This is a genomic window from Gemmatimonadales bacterium (genome assembly GCA_035502185.1).
Classification (GTDB): Bacteria; Gemmatimonadota; Gemmatimonadetes; order Gemmatimonadales; family JACORV01; genus Fen-1245.
In genome coordinates this window covers 1-16,738 of record DATJUT010000096.1, presented here as the reverse complement: position 1 = coordinate 16,738, position 16,738 = coordinate 1, and the positions used below count along the sequence as shown (strand labels likewise).

The 16,738-nt window shown below is 72.6% G+C and carries 14 protein-coding genes; 2 read left to right on the top strand and 12 right to left on the bottom strand.

The genetic code is table 11. The features are described 5' to 3' along the window. Positions 1-63: 63 nt before the first annotated feature. From VMF70_12385 to VMF70_12350, 8 genes are all read right to left on the bottom strand, one after another. Entirely contained in the window at positions 64-741 is a 678-nt protein-coding gene (locus VMF70_12385) for a hypothetical protein (protein HTT68816.1), read from the bottom strand. 223 nt (positions 742-964) lie between these two features. Further along, the gene (locus VMF70_12380; GenBank protein ID HTT68815.1) at positions 965-1,393 is read right to left on the bottom strand and encodes a biopolymer transporter ExbD; all 429 of its coding nucleotides are present in this window, start codon (positions 1,391-1,393) and stop codon (positions 965-967) included. Between the two features lie 2 nt (positions 1,394-1,395). Further along, entirely contained in the window at positions 1,396-1,860 is a 465-nt protein-coding gene (locus VMF70_12375; protein ID HTT68814.1) for a biopolymer transporter ExbD, read from the bottom strand. After that, complete coding sequence (locus VMF70_12370; protein ID HTT68813.1) at positions 1,841-2,587, bottom strand: MotA/TolQ/ExbB proton channel family protein; 747 nt, start codon at positions 2,585-2,587, stop codon at positions 1,841-1,843. The genes VMF70_12375 and VMF70_12370 overlap by 20 nt, the downstream gene beginning before the upstream one ends. 60 nt (positions 2,588-2,647) lie before the next feature. Next, positions 2,648-3,364 carry a TonB family protein gene (locus tag VMF70_12365; GenBank protein HTT68812.1) on the bottom strand — a complete coding sequence of 239 codons (717 nt, stop codon included), beginning with the start codon at positions 3,362-3,364 and terminating at the stop codon, positions 2,648-2,650. A 235-nt stretch (positions 3,365-3,599) separates the two neighbouring features. Further along, complete coding sequence (locus VMF70_12360; protein ID HTT68811.1) at positions 3,600-5,084, bottom strand: HAMP domain-containing sensor histidine kinase; 1,485 nt, start codon at positions 5,082-5,084, stop codon at positions 3,600-3,602. Then, complete coding sequence (locus VMF70_12355) at positions 5,081-5,752, bottom strand: response regulator transcription factor (GenBank protein HTT68810.1); 672 nt, start codon at positions 5,750-5,752, stop codon at positions 5,081-5,083. Before VMF70_12355 ends, VMF70_12360 begins: the two co-directional genes overlap by 4 nt. Next, positions 5,733-7,337 carry an ATP-binding protein gene (locus VMF70_12350; protein ID HTT68809.1) on the bottom strand — a complete coding sequence of 535 codons (1,605 nt, stop codon included), beginning with the start codon at positions 7,335-7,337 and terminating at the stop codon, positions 5,733-5,735. The genes VMF70_12355 and VMF70_12350 overlap by 20 nt, the downstream gene beginning before the upstream one ends. A 71-nt stretch (positions 7,338-7,408) precedes the next feature. Here VMF70_12350 and VMF70_12345 point away from each other — a divergent pair, with 71 nt between their 5' ends. Next, positions 7,409-9,652 carry an alpha-galactosidase gene (locus VMF70_12345; protein HTT68808.1) on the top strand — a complete coding sequence of 748 codons (2,244 nt, stop codon included), beginning with the start codon at positions 7,409-7,411 and terminating at the stop codon, positions 9,650-9,652. 13 nt (positions 9,653-9,665) lie between these two features. On the opposite strand, the gene VMF70_12340 is transcribed toward VMF70_12345, so the two are convergent. Both VMF70_12340 and VMF70_12335 read right to left on the bottom strand, forming a co-directional pair. Next, entirely contained in the window at positions 9,666-10,292 is a 627-nt protein-coding gene (locus VMF70_12340) for a hypothetical protein (protein ID HTT68807.1), read from the bottom strand. Positions 10,293-10,353: 61 nt separating this feature from the next. Further along, a complete protein-coding gene (locus tag VMF70_12335; protein HTT68806.1) occupies positions 10,354-10,911 on the bottom strand; it encodes a hypothetical protein in 558 nt (185 codons plus the stop codon). A 100-nt stretch (positions 10,912-11,011) separates the two neighbouring features. On the opposite strand from VMF70_12335, the gene VMF70_12330 reads away from it, so the two are divergent. Next, the gene (locus VMF70_12330; GenBank protein HTT68805.1) at positions 11,012-12,307 is read left to right on the top strand and encodes an aminotransferase class V-fold PLP-dependent enzyme; all 1,296 of its coding nucleotides are present in this window, start codon (positions 11,012-11,014) and stop codon (positions 12,305-12,307) included. A 182-nt stretch (positions 12,308-12,489) separates the two neighbouring features. On the opposite strand, the gene VMF70_12325 is transcribed toward VMF70_12330, so the two are convergent. Both VMF70_12325 and VMF70_12320 read right to left on the bottom strand, forming a co-directional pair. Further along, the gene (locus tag VMF70_12325; protein HTT68804.1) at positions 12,490-15,450 is read right to left on the bottom strand and encodes a GH116 family glycosyl hydrolase; all 2,961 of its coding nucleotides are present in this window, start codon (positions 15,448-15,450) and stop codon (positions 12,490-12,492) included. Further along, a partial coding sequence (locus VMF70_12320; protein HTT68803.1) for a hypothetical protein occupies positions 15,447-16,738 on the bottom strand: 1,292 nt, incomplete at its 5' end. The genes VMF70_12325 and VMF70_12320, both read right to left, overlap by 4 nt.

Here is a 16,738-nt window from a genome sequence, read left to right as displayed (position 1 = left end):
CCAAGCGGGTGGTCGGATTTCCGGCTGCCGAGAGCCGCGAAAAGTAGCGGCGACGCGTCCGATTTACAACGTGATGGTGATCCGGAACAGCGCCGCGACCGGATGGCCGTCCAGAGTGTAGGCCGGGGTGAAGGTGAAGCGGCGCAGCCGCTCGAGGAACTCGTTGGCGAAGCGATGGTCCTTCGGGGACGGATCGAGGGCGACGTGCAGCACCTCGCCGGTGGCGGAGATCTCGAAGACCGCCGTCACCGTCGTCCCGCGCAGCGAGGAAGGCCGGTCGGGCGGCGGCAGGATGATGCCCTGCGGCTGCGGCGGGTAGACGCGGCCGCCCCCGCCGCCCGAGTCGGGGCCCATGCCGGGGCCGGTGCCCGAGCCCACGCCCCCGCCGGTGCCCGATCCCGAGCCGGGCCCCGTGCCCGGGCCCTTCCCCGCCCCCTCGCCGGGTCCGGCGCCGGCGGCGACGGCGGGGGTCGGGGCGCGCGGCGTCGTGTCGGTCGGCTGCGGGACGGGGATCACGACGGCCGGCACGGTCGGCATCACGACGGCCGGGGCCGCGGGCGGCGGCGCAGGTGCCTCGGCCGCCGGCGCCACGTACAGCACCAGGGTGCGGTTGCCGCCCCCGCCGCCCCCGCCCCCGCGGCCGTGCCCCGGCCCCGGCGCGCGCTCGTCCAGCGCCAGCCGCGCCCCGCTCCACACCAGCAGGGCCACCACGGCCAGATGCACCACGGCCGACAGGATCACGGCGCGCGTACCCCCGCGCTCGTGCGCCAGTCGGCCGAATGGTGTGGCGAGCGGTATCGGTCGCATCGCGCCGGCCGAGGCCTGAGCTGCTGCCGTCGCGGTCGTCGCGCCGCCCGCTCGATCCGCGCCTACCACGGTTTCATCGCCCCGGGCTCGCTAGGCATTCCCTGCCGTCCCTACGCCCGGCGAGCGCCGATGTTCCACCGCCCAGGGCTGCGGCGGGTCAGGATCCTCCCGCCGGCACGGCCGCCGTGTTCCCCGGCGCGAGGCCGAACACCTGCACGCCGGCGCCGCGGGCGACGTCGATCACGTTGATCACCTGCGCATACGGCCGCGAGTCGTCCGCCTTGATGAACAGCAGCTTGTCGGGCCGGATGTTGTAGATCTCGTACAGCCGCTGCGCCAGGCCGGCGGAATCCACCGGCTGGGTGTTGATCGCCATCGAGCCGTCGGCCTTGATCTCCAGGATGATCTGGTTGGCGTTCGGCTGCTGCTTGGTCTTCTCCTCGCGGGGCACCTGGATGTCCAGGGCCTTCCGCGCCAGCGGCAGCGTGATCATGAAGATGACCAGCAGCACCAGCAGCACGTCGATGAGCGGCGTGATGTTGATGTTGGAGTTCATGCTGCTGCTGCTCGAGACCGCCATGGCCATGGTCAGCTCCCTCCCGCCTTGGGCCGCTCCGCCGACACCAGCGGCTCCGATCCGGGGGTCTGGTCGGTGATGGCCGAGACGACGGCCACGCCCGCCTTGCGCGCCATGGTGATGGCGTCCTGGATGACCGACATCTTCAGGTTCTTGTCGGCCTTGAGGAACAGAATCTTGTCCTTGGTCCGGTTGGCATAGATGTTGGTCAGCTCCGTCTGCGCGTCCGTCGGCGAGCGCGGGTGCGTGTTGACGAAGTAGTGACCGTTCACGTCGATGCCGAGCACCACGTCGTCGGGCTTCTCCTCGGACTTGATGAGGTTGACGCCGTTGGGCATGGTCGCATAGAAGCCGGCGGCGATCAGGGGCGCCGTGATCATGAAGATGATCAACAGCACCAGCATCACGTCCGCCATCGGCGTGACGTTGATGTCGGCGTTGACGCCGCCCTTGGTGCTACTTGTTGATATGGCCACTGCCCGAGGTCACCTTAGCCGGGAAGTCCTTCGTGAAGGTCGAACGGCCAAACTCGTGCCCCACACCCTTGATCAGGTAGTCGATCAGCTCCTTCGAGGTGTAGGTCATCTCGACGATGAGGAACTCGAGCTTGGTCTGGAAGTAGTTGAACAGCCACACCGCCGGGATCGCGACGATCAGACCGAACGCGGTCGTGATCAGCGCCTCGGCGATGCCGCCGGCCACCGCCGCCAGGCCGCCCGACCCGCCGCCGGCCGCCATGCCGGTGAACGCGTTCACGATGCCCAGCGTCGTGCCCAGCAGGCCCACGAACGGCGCCGTCGCGCCCACCGTGGCCAGGATGCCCAGGCCGCGCTTCAGCTCGGCCTGGATGATCATCATGTTGCGCTCGATCGCCCGCTCGGCCGAGTTGATGTCCGCCACCGTGATCTGGTTGTCGGTCAGCAGCGGCTTGATCTCCTCCAGCGCGCCGACCAGCGTCCGCGCCACGTGGCTCTTCTTGTACTTCCCGGCCAGCGCGATCGCGCCGTCCATCTGCTCTTCCTGCAGGAAGCGCGAGAACTCGGGGGCGAACTTCCGCGTCTCCTTCTGCGCCTTCCGGATTCTCCACCACTTGTTCATGGCGATGCCGAGCGACCACACCGACATGATCACCATGACGAACACGATGCCCCGGGGAAACCAGCTCATCGAGTTCCACAGCTCGAGCAACGAGAGGTGCTGCATTACGTTGGCCCTCCGAGACCGGTGTACGTGACCGACGCCCCAACAGCGCGGCCGGTGAAGTTATTGACCGCCCAATCCACCCTTGACCACCGTGAAGTTCAGCGGAACCTGCACCCGCACCCGCACCGACCGGCCCGAGATCTTGCCCGGGCGGTACACCGACGCCGCCACCACTTCCTTCGACGGCTGCTCGAACAGCGGGTTCGTGCTCGACAGAATACGGATGGAGCCGTGCTCCGCGTGGCCCGTGGTGTCGATGATCGCCTCGACCACCACGTGCCCCTCGATCCCCGCCTGCTTCAGGATCTCCGGGTAGTGCACCGGCGGATGGCTGATCAGCTCCGGCCGCTCCTCCACCACCGACTCCAGGTACGGCTGGTCGGTCCGCACCGCCGGCCCCGTCTGCGTGATGCCCCGCGCCACCCCGCCCTCGACGCCCACCCCGGAGAAGTCGGCCGCGTTGAAGCTGCTGTTCGAAGACGGCGGCGGGATGTTGATCGGGATGTTGGTCGGCATCGACAGCGTCTGGAAGCCCTTGGGCGGGGCCACGACCGTGGCCAGCTCCTGCTTGGGCGGCGGAGGCTCCGCCTTCTTCTCCTGGGTCTGCAGCGTCACGTCGAAGGTGTGGCGCACCTGCTTCACCACTTCCTTGGCGTGCATCGTCGCGTACACGGCCAGCGAGATCACCACCGCGTGCAGCGAGATCGAGAAGGCGCCGCCGCCGAACGCGCCGCCGTACGCCGCGCTCTTCTTCGACTCGATCAACTGGTCAAACACGGTTACCTCCGGGGACCACTTCCACGATTACCATACTCGCCGGGGATGAAACCCGGATGAGGCCCACATTACGATTCGATGACATCTGCCAGTTCCCAGGCGGCAGGTTGCCAGTTGGAAGTGGTTACCAGTTACAGGCCTGGCGGAACCAGACCCATGTCCAGTACGTACTTGCGACTGGGCTGCAGTCCGGCCCCTCGAACCTGGTAACCACTGCTCGCTTGCCGCTGGCAGCTCAACTGCCTTCTGCCCGCTTCACCTCTGCCACCGCCGCGCTCGTCCGCGGCAGCGTCACCGTGAAGGTGCTCCCCCGCCCGGGCCGGCTGGTGACGGCGATCGAGCCGCCGTGCGCCTCCGCGACCCACCGGCAGATGGACAGCCCCAGCCCGAACCCGGGCCGCTCCCCGGTGCGCGATCGCGCCGCGTCGGCCCGCCAGAACCGGTCGAACACCCGGTCCACGTCGCCGGGCGCGATGCCGATCCCGGTGTCGCGGACGGATATCGTGGCAGCCTCCGAGCGCGCGGTCAAGGTCAGCCAGACGTGCCCCCCGGGGGGCGTGTACTTGACTGCGTTGGAGAGCAGGTTGAGCAGCAGCTGGCGCAGCCGGGCCCGGTCGGCCTGCACGATGACCGGCTCGGGCGGCGACTCGAGCGTCACCTCGACGTGGGCCTCCTCGCCCAGCATCTGCGCGGTCTCGTACGTCTCGGCCGCCAGCGCGCCGAGCTCGACGGGCTCGGTGTGCAGCTCCATGCGGCCCTCGTCCACGCGCGCCAGGGTGAGCAGCGTGTCCACCAGCTCCGTCATCCGCCGCACCTCCTGGAGGGTCTCGTCCAGGGCCGGGAGGGTCTCGGGCCGGGTCCGCGGGTCGGTGAGCGAGTGCTCCACGCCCACCCGCATGACCGTGAGCGGCGTCTTCAGCTCGTGGCTGGCGTCGGCGATGAAGCGGCGCAGGGCGGTGAAGCTCGTCTCCAGGCGCGCCAGCATCGCGTTGAGCGTGTGACCGAGCCGGTCCATCTCGTCGCCCGCCTCGGCGGGCGCGGGGAGGCGGCGGTGCAGGCTGCGGCCGTCGGTGATGGCCTCCAGCTCGTCGATCATCCGGCCCAGCGGGCGGAGCGCGCGGGCCGACAACACCCAGCCCACGGCGATGGAGAACAGCAGGATGAGCGGGGCGACGAACAGCATCGAGGCGAGGATGCGCTGCGGCGCGACGTCGAGGTCGCGGGTGGGCGCGCCGACGGCGACGCCGACCAGGACGGTGGGCACCGCCGCGGACCGGGGCACCGGGACCGCCACGAAGTGCAGGGCGACCCCGTCCAGCGTGAGATCGAAGCTCTCGTGCTCGCGGCTGGTGCCGAACACCCGCAGCCGGAGGGTGTCGGACGCGGCCGGCGAGAACCGGCGCGTCTCGACGGAGCTGAACACGATCCGGGAGGCCGAGTCCACGACCACCAGGTAGTCGGTCACGAGATCCAGGGGTGCCTGGAGGTCGAGCCGCAACGACGCCAGCGTCGAGTTCACCTCGTCGAGGACGTGGCCGCCCGACGCCTGGTCCCGGCCCATCGTCTGGGCGGCGAGGACCGCCTCGTTGGTGAGCCGTCGGTCGAGGTCCTCGTAGCGGGCCCGGCGGTCCACCAGCGCGGCGGTGACGCCGAAGGCAAGCACGGTCGCCACGAGGGCGACCGTGTACCAGAGCGCGAGCTGGGAGCGGATGCTGCTCACGACGCCTTCGCCACGTAACCCACGCCGCGCACCGTATGGATCAGCTTGGGCTCGCGCCCCTGGTCGATCTTCTTGCGCAGCCGGTTGATGACCACGTCGACGATGTTGGTGCCGGGATCGAAGTGGTAATCCCACACGTACTCGGTGATCAGGGTCCGGCTCATCACGCGGCCCGGGTGCGAGACCAGGTAGACGAGCACCTCGTACTCCTTGGGGGTCAGCTCGATGCGGGTGCCGCCCCGCCGCACCTCGCGGCTCGCCGCGTTGATGGCGAGATCCGCCAGCTGGAGCACCGACGGGGCGAGGTCCTTGGGCCGCCGCCCGATGGCCTCGACCCGCGCGATCAGCTCTTCCATCGCGAACGGCTTGGTGACGTAGTCGTCCGCGCCGGCCCGCAGCGCGTCAACCTTGCCCTCCACCGAGTCCTGCGCGGTCAGCACCAGGATCGGCGTGCCGATCCCGCCGTCGCGCAGGTTGTGCAGCACCTCCAGCCCCGGCAGGCCCGGGAGCCGCAGGTCCAGGACGATCAGGTCCCAGTGGCCGCCGCGCGCGGCCTCCAGACCGGCCCGGCCGTCGGTCACGAGCTCGGCCGTGTAGTGGTGCTCTTCCAGGCCGCGGGTCACGTACTGCCCCACGGTCCGGTCGTCTTCAATGACGAGGATCTTCACCGGTCGGCAGGATGACCTTGAACGTGGAGCCGCGGCCGAGCTGCGAGTCCACCTCGATGCGCCCCCGGTGGTCCGCGACGATGCCGTAGCAGATGGACAGCCCCAGGCCGGTGCCGCGGCCCTGGGGCTTGGTGGTGTAGAACGGCTCGAAGATCTTCTGGATGTCGTGACCGGCGATGCCCGTGCCCGTGTCGGAGAACGCGATGACCACCTCGTCGACCCGCTCGGTGCTGAGCCCCGTGTGGATGGTGAGGGTGCCCCGGGCGTCCATCGCGTCCATCGCGTTGAGCATCAGCGCCATGAACACCTGGATGAGCTGCTCGCTGTTGGCCCGCACGCCCGGCAGGCCGGGGGCCAGGTCGCGCTGCAGCGCGACGCGCTTGAACCGCTCGTGGTGCTTGAGCAGGAACAGGGTGTCCTCGACCACCTTGTTGACGTCGGTCGGCTCGCGCGCGCCCGAGCGCGGGCGGCTCACGTCGAGCAGGCCCTCGACGATGCGCTTGCACCGCTGCACCTCGGTCTCCATGATCTTCACGTACTCGGCGATGCCCGACTGCACGGCCTGCGGGGCGTCGCCGGCCACGGCGCTCACGGCCTCGCAGCAGGCGCCGATGGTGGCGAGCGGGTTGTTGATCTCGTGCATCACGCCGGCCGCGAGCTGGCCGATGGCCGCCAGCTTCTCGGACTGCGCGATCTGGCGCTGCACGTTCTTCCACTCGGTGATGTCCTCGCCGGTCGCGATGACGTGGGTGACCTCGTCGTCGTTCAGGCGCAGCGGGATCTTGGTGATCCGGTAGTGGCGAACCTCGCCGGAGGCGTGGGATTCCTGCTCGAGCACCTGCATCTTGCCGGACGCGAGCACCTCGTCGAATTCGCGCTGCAGCATGTCGCGCGGCTGCCGGCTCAGCACCTCGAAGATCGGCCGGCCGATGGCCTCCTCGCGGGGCACGCCCTGGGTGCCGGTCTCGCGCTTGCGGTTCCAGGCCTGGATCCGGTAGTCGCGGTCGATCACGTACAGCCCGACCGGGAGCGCGTCGATCACCTTGGCTGTGAAGCGGCGCTGGTCGTCGATCTCCCGCGCGCGCCGGGCGACCTCGAACGCCAGGTCTTGCGAGAGCTCCTTGGAGGCCAGCAGCGGGGAGAGCACGCTCGCCACCACCGTGAGGACGTCGCGCTCCATCGCCTCGCGGCCGTCGCGCGGGACCCGGACCTGCAGCAGCCCGAGCCGCTCCTCCTGGTGGACCAGCGGCACGCTGAGGTCGAGCGCGTTCCAGGTGTCGGCCGGCGTGAGGGCGCTGGTGCGGAGCGCTTCCGCCACGCGCGCCGCCTCTTCGGGCGACGGCTCGTCGCCCGGGGTGGCGATGGCGCGGAAGGACACGCCGTCCTCTTCCCGGATCCACAGGCGGCACTGCAGGGCGTCGAAGCCGCGCCGCAGCGTGTTCACGACCGAGGCCATCACGACCTCGGAGAACACGCCGGCCGAGAGGGCCGCGCTCACGTCGGCCAGGAGCCGAAGCCCGGGGTGCGCGGGGACCGCGGCGTTCAGGCCCGCGAGCCCGGCGCCCGGGGACGGTGGCTGCGCCATGAGTGCCGAACCTAGAGCACGAGAATGGAGACAGCAAGCGTGCGGAGCCGTTCCGTGACCTTCGGGCGCCCGTGAGGCGCCGCGACTTTCTGGCCGCGGTGGCCGCCGGGGTGCTGTCCGCGCCGGCGCTCGCCGCCCGCCCGCGCCGCCGCCGCCCGAGCGACTGGTCGTTCCGGCTCGACGGCGAGCAGCGCTGGAGCCTGCTCTCGCGCGCCGGCGTCCCCGCGGTCGCGGGCGCCGACATCGTGGTGCTGCTCGACGGCGGAGAGCCCACGCCGCTCGGCGCCCTGGAGGAGGTCCGCCGCTTCCGTCTCACGCCCCCGGACGGCGGGAGCGCCGGGTGGCAGGTGATCGGCGCGCTCGCCGGCGTCGAGGTGTCGGCCCTGCTGCTCGACGGCCCCCCGCCGCGCATCACCGTGACCGTGCGTGGCCTGGGCGACGAGCGGGCCCTCACCGAGATCCGGTTCCTCGACCGGCACACCGCGCGCATCGCGGCCCTCGAGGCCGCGGGCCGGGACGCGCCGCGCCTGCTGGTCAACGGCTACCAGTCGGACAGCGACTGCCGCATCGTCGCGCTCGATGGCGGCGTGGAGGCCACGGGCCACTGGCAGGCGGCCATTCTCACCGGCGGCGCCCGATCCCCGGCCGCCGGGCTCGCCCTCTCGTTCGGCAGCGACGACGGCGGCGAGGGGCGGTTCGCCGTGTCGGGCGGCCTCGCCGCGTCCGCGGTGTTCGGACGGCGCGCCGTGAGCATGGCCCTGTCGCCGGCGTCGGCCAGCCTCGCCGTCGTGCCGGGCGCCGATCCCCTGGCCGAGCTGGGGCGCCTCGCCGCGGTCGCGCCGGGCGCCCCCGTGACCCCGAGCGGCTGGTCGTCCGGCCACGCCCTCGGCGCCGGGGCCACCGAGGCGGAGTTCCTCGCCAGCCTCGAGGCCGCGCTGAGCCGCTTCGACGCCGGCGCCTTCCGCCTGATGCGGCTCGACGACGGCTACGAGCGCTCGGCCGGCGACTGGGACACCAACGACCGGTTCCCGCACGGTCACCGCTGGCTCACCGACCGGATCCACGCGGCGGGCCTCCGGGCCGGCCTGTGGCTCGCGCCGTTCGCGGCCGCGCAGCACTCGGGGATTCCCGCCGCCCACCCGGAGTGGTTGCTGCAGACGCCCGACGGCCAGCCGCTGGTCGTGGCGGAGCGCGCCGACTGGGGCGGGACGGTCTACGGTCTCGACGCCGCCCTGGCGCCGGTGCGCGACTACCTGCGCGAGCTGTCCCGGCATGCGGTGAGGACCTGGGGTTACGACCACCTCGAGCTCGGCGCGCTGCACATCGCCACGGCGGGAACCCGGCCGGGCCGTCGGGTCGGCGCGGCCGAGGCCTACCGGGCGGGGCTGGGAGCGCTGCGCGAGGGCGCCGGTCACGCGTTCGTCGCGGCCTCGGGAGCGCCGTTGCAGCACGCGGCGGGCCTGGTGGACGGCATGCGAACCACGCCCGACGTCGCGTCGAGCTTCGTCAGCCTGGCGGGGGCGGCGCGCGGTGCGCTGCTCCGGGCACACCTGCACGGCGCCGCCTGGATCAACGACGCCGACGCGGCGCTCGTCGGCGAGGCGCTCACGCTGGACGAGGCCCGGACCTGGGCGTCGGTGGTCGCGCTGTCCGGCGACATGGCGCTGGCCTCGGAGCCGCTCGACGGTCTGCCCGACGAGCGGCTGGCCATCCTGCGGCGCGTGATGCCGGCGGCGCCGGTGCGCGGCCGGGCGCTCGATCTGGCGGCGGAGGGCTGGAGCGGGACTCCGGAGGGCGGCGCGCCGGCCTGGCTGCTGGCCGAGGTGCAGGACGACTGGTGGATGCTGGCGGCGCTGAACTGGGACGACGGGCCGCAGCGCCTGACGCTCGACCTCGCGGATCACGGACTCCGCGGGCCGCTCGCCGCCTACGACGTCTGGCAGGACGCCCGGCGCGCCGACGTCGCCGGCCGGCTGACGCTGTCGCTGCCGCCCCACGCCGCCACGGTGCTCGCCCTGCGGCGGCCGCGTCGCGCGCCGTTCGTCCTCGGGTCCACGCGGCACGTCGTGCAGGGCCTGCTGGACATCGAGGACGAGCGGTGGGATGCGCGGCGCCGGGTGCTGTCGGCGCGGTCGGTCCAGCTCGACGGGCAGCCGTACGCGGTGACCGTCGCGCTGCCGAGGGGCTTCGAGCCCCGCGACGCGAGCGCGGAGCCCGCGACGGACGTGGTGGTGGAGGCGGCGGCGGGCGGAGCCGCGCGGCTGGTGTTCCCGCAGCCGCCGCGCGAGGGCATCGACTGGGAGATGGCCTTCTAGCGGCTGCGCCTGCCTACCGCCGCGACACCGCCATCCGGAACCGCAGCGCGAATTCGCCGTGCGTGGAGGTGGTGCGCCCGAGCAGCACGGCGGGCCCGTAGTACAGGCCGACCGACTGTCCGAGGGGATCGGAGCCGCCGAAGGAGAGCCCGAGCAGCAGGGCCGCGCGCGCCCCCCAGGGACCCTGCGGCAGCGGAGTGTGGATGTCGGCCGTGCCCGCCGCGTCGACGGACGCCTCGAGCCTGAGCGTCGCCGGAGTCCGCTCCGATCCCACGTCCGCGATGTTCACCAGCGGCCGCCGGAGCGTGCCGCCCAGGGTGACGAAGAAGCCCTGCGACTGGCCGAACAGCACGGCCTGATCCTGGATGAAGCTGCCCAGGGCGAGGGTGGCGCCGACCGCCGTGGACGAGTGGTCGCTCAGCCGCCACAGCATCGCGACCTCGAACCCGGACGGCTGCCACGTCCCTCCGGTGTAGGCGAGGATGCCGATGCCGTAGGCGCGGCGCGCCGGCGGCGCGAGCGAGTCCTGGTCGAAGTACCCCGGATGCCGGCGGGGACCCTGATCCGGCGGCCCGCCCGAGTCCTTCTGGGCCAGGGCCACCGACGGGACGAGCAGCAGCAACGGCAGCAGTCGTTTCACGCGAACCCCGAGTCTGTCAGATCAGTACCCAGCGCGGCGGCCAAGGTGCCGGGCGAGCCGCTCAGGGAGCGCGGCTCAGCGGCTGGTCGGGCGTTTCCATGGTGAAGGTGAGACCCGTCACGCGCCACTCGCCGTGGTGTTTCATCAGGTGGAACGCGTCCATCCCGTAATGGATCGCGACGGAGTCGGGCCGGACGCCGCAGTGCGCGCGATAGACCACCCACGCGTCGGCGAGGGGCCCGTAGGTCACCACGTTGGCCCGGGCGATCTCGTCCGAGAAGCTCGCCGGACAGTCGTGGATGCCGACCTTGGTCGCGCGTGCCACCAGGTCCTCGATGGACGTGGGGTACACGCTGTCGGCGGTGGCCCCGGCGGGCCGCATGATGGTCGTGATGGTCGCCCTCGGCCAGAAGCTCTCGGCCAGCACCTTCCAGTCACGGGACGTGAGGCGCGCGTAGTAGAGGCGCAGCGCCGCGTCCACCTCCGCGGTGGCGACGGAATCGGCGGCCGCGGAAGCCGGCGTGACGCCGGGGCGGCCGGAGGCGGCGCGCTCCACCCGGCAGGCGGCGACGGGGAGCGCGCCGAAGCAGACCAGCACCAGGAAGCGGCCACGTCGCATGCCGCAATGTCACCCGGGCTCCGGGCGCGGGCAAGCGGTCTGGCGACCCGGTTGCCCGGGCCGCATATTCGCCGCCGATCCCTCTCCGCGAGTCCGACTCATGCTCGACCGCCGCACGTTCCTCGGATCCTTCGCCTCGGTCGCCCTGCTCGCCCGCGCGGGCCGTACCGCACCCGTGGCGGCCGCGCCGCCCGCGGGAGCGGGCTGGCCGCCGCCGGTCTTCCAGGACGACGAGAGCTACTGGCGCGCGCTGCGCCGGGAGTTCCTCATCCCCGCCGACGAGGCGTTCTTCAACACCGGCACGCTCGGCAGCATGCCGCGCGTGGTGGTCCAGGCCGTGGCCGACGACATGAACCAGGTGGCCGGCACCATCGCGCACTGGAACTACAAGCCCGGCACGCCCGACTACATCGCGGGCTACAACCCGGAGACCGATCTCAGGACCGCGCTGGCAGCGCTGATCGGCGCGTCGCCCGACGAGGTCGCCCTCACCCAGAACGCGACGCTCGGGATGAACTACGTGGCCAACGGGCTGCCGCTCGAGCCGGGCCACGAGATCATCCTCACCAACCTGGAGCATCCGGGCGGCCGGATGGGCTGGGAACTGAAGTCGAAGCGCTACGGGATCTACGTCAAGCAGGTCACGGTGCCCGTGCCGCCCAGCGACCCGCAGCAGCTGATCGACCTGTACGTCAACGCCACGACGCCGCAGACCCGGGTGTGGAGCATTCCGCACCTCACCAGCGGGCAGGCGATCCGCTTCCCGATCGAGCGGATGTGCGCGCTCGCGAAGGAGCGCGGCATCTTCACCGTGATCGACGGGGCCCAGATGAGCGGGCACGTCCAGCTCGACATGAAGAAGATCGGCTGCGACGCCTACTACTCCTCCCCGCACAAGTGGCTGCTCGCCCCGGCGGGCAGCGGCTTCCTCTACATCACGTCCGACAAGCTCCCGGGCGTGTGGGCGACCCTGGCCTCGGCGACCTGGGACGACTACAAGGCCGGCGCCTACCGCCTCATGCAGATCGGCACCGGGAACCGCTCGCTGCTCAAGGGCTACGCCGCCGCGATCGAGTTCCACAACCGCATCGGCCCCGCGCGCGTCGAGGCGCGGATCATGTCCCTCGCCAACCGCCTGCGGGCCGGGCTGCAGCAGATTCCGCAAGTCACCATCCATTCGCCGGTGCATCCCGACTTGGTGAGCGGAACCACCGTGTGGAGCCTGGCGGGCGTGTCGGCGACGGACCTGATGGACGGGCTGTGGGACCGGGCGAAGATCCGCTGCCGCTCGATGGGCGATCCGATGGGCGTGCGGCAATGCTGCCACATCTACACGCTGCCCGAGGACGTGGACCGCACGCTCGCCACGGCGAGACAGATGGTCAGGAGGCAGTAAGCGGATCAGTTGCGAGACGCCGAGTCGCGAGCGGTTACGAGAGGTCCGCGAAGCAGTAACAGAGAAGGCCTCGCCACGAAGCTGCGGCGGGGCCTTTTCTCGCGCTCGCGACTCCCAACTCGCAACCGCTCGCAACTCGCCGTCTCGCAACTCCCCTGTCTTCCGCCCTCCGCTCACCGTCTTTACTTGAGGTGGTACCGCACCTCGTGCTCCGTCGCGCCGGGGAGCGTGACCGCGCAACGGAAGCCCGTCCCCCATCCCGTGACCTCGGCGGTCACCTCTCGACGGTCCACCTCGACCCTGCTCGGCAGCGAGGGCAGCCAGGGCGCGCAGGTGACCGCGAGCCCCGGCCCCAGCGTGCGGCGGATCTGCACCTGGAGCTGGCCGTCGCGGCGCTGCAGCGCGGCGTCGTAGGCACTGTCGGCGCAGCGCAGGCCCGTGACCTCGAGCCTCGACCACGCCGGCGGCAGCTGCGGCGCCACCGTCAGCCTGCCCGCCGCGGCGTCGGGATCCACGCCGAGCAGCCCCTCGATCATCGGCAGTACCAGCATCGCCGCCGACCACGCGCGGTCCGGGCAGCCGCCGGCCGCGCGCTCCTCGAGGCCGTCCAGCAGCTCGTCGAACGCCCCCCGCTGCCGCGCGTGCATCAGTTCCACGTTGGCGCGCAGATGCCGGAAGCCCGCCTCGCCGAGGCCGGCCCGGTACTCCGCCAGGGCCGCCCAGCCGGTGCACAGCGGCCACACGGCGCCCGCGTCGCGGCTCGACGGCGAGAACTGCGGGTCGGTCGTCGGCCGCGTCCTCACGCCCCAGCGCGCGCTGAAGGCCTCGCCGCCGAGGGCCTCGAGCAGCTCCCGGGCGTGAACGGGGTTGGTGGAGCCCAGCAGCAGGGGCACGGCCTGGACCGCGCTCCGGGTCCACGACGCGGTGCCGTCGGCCCCGATTTCGTGCGCGTACCCGCCGCGCTCGGCGTCGTAGAAGCGGTCCTCGATCGCGGCGGTGACGCGCGCCGCCCGCGCCCAGCCGTCGGCGGCGAAGCGGTCCTGCCCCAGCACCTCGCCCGCGCGGGCGAGGCCGCGCAGCGCCGCGTACCACAGGGCGGCGAGATAGAGGGAGATTCGCTGGCCGCTCGCCGCGTCGGTGCCGATGCCGTGCCCGGCGTCGGTGTGCTCGATCAGCCCGTCGCCGTCGCGGTCGGTCGAGAGGCAGAACGCCAGGCCCCGCTCGACGTGCGGCCAGATGGACGCCACGAAGTCGCGGTCGCCGCTCCACGCCAGGTAGCGGGCCACGAGCAGCAGGAACAGCGGCGTCGCGTCGGCCGCGTCGAACTGGAACTGACCCGACGTGGTCGCCTCGTGCGGCACCTTGCCGGTCACGTCCTGCCGGTCGCCGAGGAAGCGGATGACCTGGCGCACCAGCGAGTACTCCCCCTCGGCGAGGAGGGCGAAGCTCGCCCAGCAGGCGTCGCGCGCCACGAACCACGCCTCGCCCGGACGCCCGTCGCCCCACCCCGGCCGGGACGCGGCGTAGCCGGCGAGCAGCGACCGGCCCAGGCCGGGCACGTCGCCCAGGAACGCGTCGAGCCGGCGCTTGGCCCACGCGAACGCGCGCTCGACCTGGCCGTCGTCGGCGCGCACGGCGACGCGGGCCTCGACGAGCACCGCCGCGCGCTGGGTGCGCTGGCGCACCAGGCCGGCGACGCCGAGCCGCCGGATGCCGCGCAGCGTGCGCTGCAGCTCGGCCTGATTGGCGCCGCCCACCACCGCGACGAACAGCGGCGAGCCGAGCGTCGTGCGGATGCGGCAGCGCACCGACGGCGCGCCGCCCGTCACCGGCGCCATCTCCACGTTGGCGGCCCGGCTCACGAACACCGCCATCACGCCGTCGTCGCTCTCCGAGGCCACCACGGCCACGCGCCCGTCGCTGCGGCTGCGGTAGGACAGGTTGCCGCCGCACCCCGCGGCGAACGGCCACATCCGCCGCAGGTCCGTCACCAGCTCGATCTCGAAGTCCGCCGGCCCCCGCCCCACCGACTCGCGGCGTTTGCGCCCGGGACGGTACTCGACCAGCACGACGGGGTGCTCGAGCGCCACGAGGACCGTCTCGAGCAGCCGCCGCTCCGGCGTCTGCACCGCGCGCGAGACGACGTCCGGCGTGACCTCGATCCGGCTGCCCACCGTCGCCGTGCCGTCCGCCCGCACGACCCAGGAGGCCACCGTCCGATGCGGGTGCACCCACAGCTGGCGGATGCCCTGGCGCTCGCCGCCCACCAGCAGCGCCCGCCGGCCCGCGAGGTCGAACGCCTCGTCGGCCTCGACGGCCCCGGCGATCACGAGCGCGTCGTCGGAGGCCACGGGGAGCGCCCCGTCGAACTCGAGCGGCTCCGGGAGCGCGAGCGCCTCGGAGGGCATGGCCACCGTGCCCGGCGACGGCCACCAGGTCCGCGGCTCCGCCGGGCCCGCGGCGACGGCCCGGAGCGCGTTCTGGACCAGGCGCTCGAGCTGCGGGCGCCGCCGCCGGTCGGGCGCGGCGAACGCGGTGAACGCCCCGAGACAGAGCACCCGCCCCCGTCCGGGCGCGTACTCCCACGCCACCACGCGCTCCGCGTTCTGGATCCGGTAGCCCCGCTCGACGGCCACGACCCGCCCGTCGGCCGGCCACGCCCCGCCCGAGTAGCAGGCCCACGAGAACGGCTCGCCTTCCGTCGGCCCCCAGCAGTCGGTGCCGTTGTGCAGGCCGTCCATCAGCGGATGCGGGCCGTAGGCGGCCAGGCCGCGCACGTGCGGATACGCCGGCAGCGCGCGCAGCTCCTCCGACCACCACTCGTCGGCCTGGTGGCTCCAGACCATGTCGCGGCAGTCGTTGGGCGGCACCGTCTCGATGCCGAGCGGGCCCACCAGCGAGGCCGCCCGCAGCGTGAGCAGCAGGCCGCCGCCCTGCGCCACGAAGCCGCGCAGCGCCTCGGCGGGCAGCCGGGCGGCGTCGGTCTCGCCGTGGATCCAGACCACGTCGGACTCGTTCACCGCGGCCGCCAGCCGCTCGGGCTCGGAGCGGTGCGACGCCACGCCGGCCAGCGACGCGAGCCACGCCTGGGCGGCGTCGCCTTCCGCGCCGCCGGCGGCCACCAGTCCCACGCGCAAGGTCACAGCGTCACCTCGATCGCGTCGCCCACGCGCCCGCGCCCCGCTTCGCGCCCGCCCACCAGCACCGCCAGCCGCTCCCCTTCCCGCACCACGTCGATCCGCGCGCCCTGCATCGGCAGGCCCCGGGCCTCGAGCCCGTCCAGCACGCACGGCATCGGATCCACCACGAAGCGTCCTTCGCCCGCGGGCCGCACCCCGACCACGTACCGCACGATGAGGTCGTTGATCCACGAGTGCTGGTAGTCGTCGACGCCGCGGTAGGCGCTCGGCCGCCCCGACACCGGGTGGTAGTGCTCGTAGCTGTTGGGCCGCGAGGCGTCGCCGTCCCAGAAGAGCATGCGCACGAACTTGGTGATGAATTCCGCCAGGTGCGCGCGCAGCGCGGGCACCGGCCCCAGCGCGACCGCGGCGATGGCCTCCGCCACGTGGCTGTTCGCCATCGGCCATACCCGCCCGTTCCACGGGCAGTTGTGCCGCTTGCCCTTCCACGCCGCGTCGGCGTCGAACAGCGGGTCCTGGAGCCCGGACGACGGCACCGGGAACGGCGTCCAGAACGCGCGGGCGTCGAACAGGTTCTGCGCGAAGCCCGGCAGGTGCTCGGCGCCCACCAGATCGGTGGCGTAGGGGTAGAAGCACACCGCCGCCTTCACGCGCGTGCGGCGGCCCGTGGCCGGGTTCACGTCGCTGAACATGCCCGAGCCCGGGTCCCACATCCGCTTGCGCACCGCCTGGGCGGTGGCTTCGGCCTCACGCCGCCACCGTTCGCCGTCCAGGCCGCCGCGCGGCGCCAGCAGCGCCAGCGCCCGGAACAGCGAATACGCGTACACCGTGACGTCCACGCCCTTGAGGCGGATCCGGCTCTCCCAGCCGTACAGGTCCGCGTCGGGGTCCACGGCCTGGTAGCGCGACATGTACTCCTGGCCGGTCTCGTACTGGTCCACGACGTCGTAGAGGTGCATGCGCTGCGCGTCGCGGGTGGCGAGCAGCCACTCGGCGTAGCGCTCGAGGGCGGGCAACACCTCGCGCAGAAAGGCGTCGCTGGGATGGACGGCGTCGAGTGCCAGCAGCGCGCCGCCCCAGTCCGCATGGTAGAAGTCGGCCTCCTCCAGATGGTTCGCGTACACCCGGCCGGGGAACGAGCCGTCCAGCCGCTGGTGAGCGACGAAGCACCGCAGCACCCCGCGCGCCGGCTCGGGGTCACGGCCCCAGCGCAGCTCGCGCAGGTGGCACTGCGCGCTGTAGGCGATGGGCTGATGGAAGTGGCCGATGCCCTCGCACACCGTCGGCGCCG

What these genes read in the sequence shown, in the direction of transcription:
- VMF70_12330 (HTT68805.1), top strand. Translation starts at nt 11,012, where the DNA reads ATGCTCGACCGCCGCACGTTCCTCGGATCCTTCGCCTCGGTCGCCCTG.
- VMF70_12350 (HTT68809.1), bottom strand. Translation starts at nt 7,337, where the DNA reads ATGGCGCAGCCACCGTCCCCGGGCGCCGGGCTCGCGGGCCTGAACGCC.
- VMF70_12370 (HTT68813.1), bottom strand. Translation starts at nt 2,587, where the DNA reads ATGCAGCACCTCTCGTTGCTCGAGCTGTGGAACTCGATGAGCTGGTTT.
- VMF70_12380 (HTT68815.1), bottom strand. Translation starts at nt 1,393, where the DNA reads ATGGCCATGGCGGTCTCGAGCAGCAGCAGCATGAACTCCAACATCAAC.
- VMF70_12335 (HTT68806.1), bottom strand. Translation starts at nt 10,911, where the DNA reads ATGCGACGTGGCCGCTTCCTGGTGCTGGTCTGCTTCGGCGCGCTCCCC.